This window comes from Paenibacillus germinis, assembly GCF_013141785.1.
Classification (GTDB): domain Bacteria; phylum Bacillota; class Bacilli; order Paenibacillales; family NBRC-103111; genus Paenibacillus_E; species Paenibacillus_E phytorum.
The window spans coordinates 1-5,863 of record NZ_WHOC01000106.1 but is presented as its reverse complement, the minus strand read 5'-3'; the positions used below and the strand labels follow the sequence as shown (position 1 = coordinate 5,863).

Annotated in this window: 1 protein-coding gene and 1 pseudogene; both read right to left on the bottom strand. The window is 44.1% G+C overall.

Features of this window, described 5'->3' with window-relative positions:
* Window positions 1-4,820: Ig-like domain-containing protein (locus GC102_RS21455; protein WP_171691302.1), on the bottom strand; the 4,820-nt coding region annotated here is incomplete at its 3' end.
* A 665-nt stretch (window positions 4,821-5,485) separates the two neighbouring features.
* Window positions 5,486-5,863, bottom strand: a pseudogene (locus GC102_RS21450) (DUF5011 domain-containing protein); the annotation flags it as partial.

Below are 5,863 nucleotides of genomic sequence, written 5' to 3'. Positions count from 1 at the left end.
TTGCTGCGGAATCCGAGCTTATAAGTTCCGTCACCGAAAGCTGGAATGGAGCCGGTGTAAACGATCCATTCACCATCATTCACTTGGTATTCCGTTGTTACGGAGCCTCCGTAAACACTAGCGCTTACAGATAAGCTTACGGTCACATCCGTCGTGTACCAGCTGTTCTTGCCGTTAGGCGCAGCCGGACTTAACGTTGCGGTGGTTACAGGAGCTATCTTATGAATATTGCTTACCGTAATGCTGGTTACATTCGATACATTTCCTACTGCATCAGTCCCTCTTGCATACACGGTGTCATCGTCGGAAACAACCACTGGGGCGGTGTATGCTGTCCACGCGCCGCTTGCTCCCACTTTATATTCCATCAACGAAGCGTCTGCCGGGTAGCTGATCGTTACGGTGACGCCTTGGTTGGTCGGTGCTGTTGTATCTACAGCCAAGGTTGCATCGATAGGTGCAATGTGATCGATATTACCGACCGTATAGCTGGTCACATTCGACACATTGCCCGCAGCATCCGTCCCTCTTGCATATACCGTGTTGTTTTCGGAAACAACCACTGGAGCGCCGTATGCCGTCCATTCGCCGTTTTCTCCTACTTTGTACTCCTTCACCGTCGCATCGGACGGATAGCTGATCGTTACGGTAACGTCCCTATTGGTTGGCGCTGTAACGTCAGCTGACAACGTTGCTTCAGCCGGAGGCGTCTTGTCGATGTTGCTAACTGTCACTTTTTGCAATACATCCCCAGCATACTGATCAACTTTTGCAACCGCAATGAATGTGCCTGGGTTTGCATACAGCGCAGGGTCGAGATTTGCGAATTTTAACGCTAATTCTCTCGCTCCGTTTGAGAATTGGGCGCTAATTGTCTCTGCTAGCACCGGCGCTGTACCGGCGAGAGTGGTCACATCTTCAAGGGCACCAATAGACTTGAGTCCCTCAACAGATACTGTTGCACTAACTTGAGCATTAAATCCAACAAGTTGTCCATTTACCGTAAACGTCCCCGTCTTTTTATAATCCGACGGTTTTACAGTATCCCACACAATGTTAGCAGTTTGGCTGGTACCGTCGCCAAATGTAATCTGGGTTGTTGCCGGCAGAACAGGAGCCGTTCCAAGTTCGGTTGTTATTGGCGCAATTGGATCAATGGATGAGATCGTATAGACTTTCTCAATGTAAATCGTATAGTTTTTGGTTCCTGCCGTCGTGGCTTCCGATAGAACCAACGTATTTCTTCCTTTCATTAGATTCAGCGCAGTCTGAGTTGTATAGTCAGGGAAGCTTGCTGTAATATCGACACCGTTAAGCGAAACAGCGGTACTCGCACCAGCGATCAGTGGTAAAGGTCTTTTCAAAGTGACAGGCTGTGAATTATCGATAACAGTGGCTCCATAAGTTAAATAACCTGGATTGAAAGTACCGTTCAAGTTAACGTTGCCCAGGTTGAAGTTTGATCCATAACTTACGAACGTCGGATTGGAGGTAATCTTAATATCGTCCAGCAAGACAGTGGAGTTAATTCCGCCAAAAGCTACACCCCCAGAGGTATAAGTCCCGTCATTAGCCGATAAAATTTTGGTTCCATCAACAACAAACCCGACTTTGCCACCGTATGTTTGGATTTCAAGGTTATGCCAGTCTGTTGCAACGAACCCGCTTGGCACCGCAGCCTTTCCTAGTGATGTATCGCTTGAAGGAGTGTGCTTCGAAATTTCAAAATAAGGAGTGCCCGCTGGAAAACCAGTGATTCCTAATTTGTTCCTTCTATAGACGACTTGATAGGCTGGAGGATTCGGTTCACTTCCATTCGTCATCACATAGATTGTAAAATTATCATATTGCTGATTCAGGACATTATTAGTTCCCCAACCAACAAATTTCCACTTCATATTGACTATATAGTTGTTCCATGGGGCTCCCGTTTGATAATAACTTTGCCCATCCCCGATCACATCTTGCAGTACTTTATTACTCGAATTATTCGGATCGGTTATAACGCTCAATACAGGAGGATTTGCACCCTTGAGACTAAAGGTTGGTACCACGGCATCTTCAAAGTTTTTATCTAGCCGAACGACATTATCATTGGAAGAATCATAAGCAGGTACAACGGGCATCGGTATTGAACCCGCCTCTGGCGCATCATTGCCTCCATAGATATACAGTTGGTCGTAATAGCTTACGCCTTTGCCATCATCAGAACCTAGATCAACATGGTTGAAATTGGTTACGTTGTTTATGGTCCCAACGAATATGCCGTCGATGTATAGTTTTACATCAGTACCGCTTGTGTAATCCCATTTCAACTCATGCCAGCCGTAGATCCGACGAACAGGAGTTGCACTTTCAGTCGTTCCATTCAACATGACATAAAAGCTTCCATTTACTGTTGTATCCAGACCTAGTCCTACAGCAGTGGTTCCATCGTCAACTCTTGTGAGCGATTTCACTGTTGTAGCGATCGACGTTCCGGAATCATAAGGCGCTTGATTGTTGCTTTGTCTATCAAACAATTTTACAGTTACGATTTTATTGAGATTAGTTGCGAAATTCCGGTACAAAACAGGCTTCGAGCCGGTTGGCTCGCTGTCGCTGTTGATTTTCAAGGACTGCTTTCCGTTCAAAATCCCTTCAGACATCCATTCTGTTGTAATAACCGGTGCATTCCCTCTATAAGACCATTTCGATAAATTCAATCCATTTTCAAAGTTTTCTTTGAAATAAATATTGTCCGGATCTTGGGGCAAGCTTTGTGCAGGCAAATAGACACTTGGGAAATCAGCTCCTATGCCTATATTTGCATAATCCATTAAGGAATCATTGAACGTGTTTAGTTGATTCGTATGCGAACCAAAATCAATATTGGTGTTCGTAAATGTTATCTTATCGCCATACTGAGTAATCGTGTTTACCTCTGCATTAAAATGCTGAGGATTTACAATTTTAAGATTGCTTAGTTGAAATCCGGAAGCCCCCACATCCAGATTCAGACCATTGGGTGCGATGTCTGTCATGCTTGGGTTTGCTGCTGTGCTGTCTATAAGCATCTGATTAATATAATTCGGTTTGTAATTCGTAGAACCCTTGTATAAAGAGTAGGAGAAGAATGCGCCATCATCCCCACCGTCCTGTTGCAAGTCATGCAAGAAAATATAGGAGAAAGTATTATCATGCGAATACATATCCGTCATAACATTGAAATTTTTATCGCCGTTTGGATAGGCTACGTTTGGATTTCTGTTAACTCCTCCCGTTATGAATATTCCTCTTCTTGGAGAGTTGTATATTTCAAGATGAGAAATCGTGTTATATCCGGAATTATTGATTGTAACACCGGAGGTTTGACCCACCAACTGACCAATATCATGGATCATGCTATTGGTAACGGTGTTATTGTTGCTGTAGCCGTTTCCGTTTGTATCTCCGCCTACTCCGGGATAACCGCCTTCGATATTGACGCCGCCATGACCGGTAAATTCGATAAGGCTATTGCTTATTAAGGTATGATCATTGGCAAGGTAGAGTTCGATACCGAACATACCCGCATTTTTGATATGCGAATTAGTAATCGTAATGTTGTTGGTATTGGTCAGTGTAATGACACCCACCTGAAACTCAACTCTTTCGGTTTGTTCGGCGTATGACGGCTGTGTGCTTCCCGCAGCTGCAGGCGGATAATAGCCCACTCCATCACCGGCATCTCCCCAGTTCCAACCATAGGCGTAGTAATCTGGGAAATTCGTGTCTTTAAATTCCAGGCCGCTGAAGGTGATATGCGTTACCATGCTTGTACGGGACGTTCCCTTGATGTCAATGATTTTCTCAACGGCAGGGATCACAATATCCTGGCTATCCAAGCTTTCGGATCCGGCTAACGGATAGTAGTAAAGATATCCGGTCTTTTTGTTAAAGTAATATTCACCAGGCTGATCCAAGAATCCTAAATTGCCCTGTAAAAAGTATCGCGCGTTATTACGTGTCGCATATTTGGGACGATAAGCCGCAGGATTTCCCGGTACGGTTTTGTAGGTTATATTGCGAGTTGAAGTATTAATACTCGCTAATGGGATGGTGTCTGTCATCCAGTCCCAATATCCTCCGTCCCACATATACACCTGGGCGTCTAGTTCGCCTCGTGCCTGCGCGTTGACTAGTCCGTTTAATGAGGCCGCATCAATATCACCGGCATTATAGATCAAATTACTGACTCCGCCGCCTGCTGATCTCATATAATCCGTTTGAGAAGCAGGAAATCTCGGATCAATATTTAAATTTTTGGTTCTTGCCATTACTGCCCTTGAATCGTTCACATATAAAGTATTGAAATTAATCCCTGTGCCGACAAATGTTTTGTATACGCTTCCATTAGCGCTAGCAGGCAGGTCTGTATCCGCACCTGTACGCTCTACCACATTCCACTCTGAAGTTACTTTATTGCCGCCAATGAACTTCGCGGTTCCTAAGCTATCCAAATTTCGATAAATGACGTTAAATCCATTGGTTCCCGAGTCACTTTCATTAAAAGATATCGTATTATTGACGTAATAATCCCCAGCAGCAATAAATACGTATATATCACCCGTCATATTGCTGTTGATCAAGCGAACGGTATCCCGAGCCGCCTGCAGGGTGGCGAAAGGATGATCGTAAGAACCGTCATTGGTATCGCTTCCTGAGGGTGATACAAAGAATTCTGACTGGATCTTGTTGGTGGAAGCATTTGTGGCTGCCTGTACGCTGTTCCCTGGGATAAAGAATGGGCTTATTAACATACACAGTACGACTAAAGCATTAAGTTGCCTTTTAAGCATTTAATCTTCCTCCTAAAATATTTATTCTTTTTCTCGCTTGCGCATACGTTTTTGTCTACATTGTTATCACCCCCGAAAACAAATCGCCCGAGTACCGTCAAGGATACCGTTAATCTCAATTATTTCATTCCGGATCCCATAATGAAGGAGTAGGCAGTTTCGGAGGGAAATAACATCGAACGATTAACGCAAGGGCTGAATTGTAGTAATAGTAGCAAATAATAATAAAAGGTTACATTGTAAAAAGAGTATTCTTCTGTAAAATGGTTAAATTGTGTACTCCAAATTGTGTGTTTTCTATAAAATGTGCACCTAGAATGAAAAGCAGACACCCTTTAAGCGCTTCGGAGCTGGAATTTCCACCGTGTTGCATAGCTGGAAACAACAAGTGCCTGATATCCATAGACAGGCGACAATCCAGCGGGAGGAAACTGGCGGTTATGATCCATGTCCTCTCTGTTGACCACATCTTACTTTAACCAGTTCACAAATCCTAGTGTAAAAAGAGCATTTCATTGCATTTTTCATTGGAAAATAGGCACTTTACTGTACTTATCGTTCAAGTACACTAAAGTGCCTGTGTAAAATCTTATTTGCGGCTTGTCGCGCTCCTCTTCTAGGAGAGTAGCAATTTCATAAAGCGCAACAAACGATCCAGGTGCACCCTATTTGTCGGATTGATCATGAGGTACTATGACGGTAACAGATTCAACCGTTTTGTTGCCAGCTTTATCGGTAGCAGTATACGTGATGGTATAGATGCGCGACTTCTCTGCACGCAAGCTAAAGGAAGTGGCGGCTGTACCGAAATTGGCCTGAATGTCGCTTGGATCGCTATTCGGTTGATTGCTCGTGATGGACGTTAATACCACGGATTCAACGCCCGATGTAGCATCACTAGAATTCACCGTGGCATTGATCGTCACCATTTTATGATTCGCTGGCCAAATCGACGTCTTATCCAACTGGACGGAAAGCACTGGTGCTGTCTTGTCGACTTTAAATTCGACGGTTTTGAGTTGTTCTTCATTGCCTGCCTGATC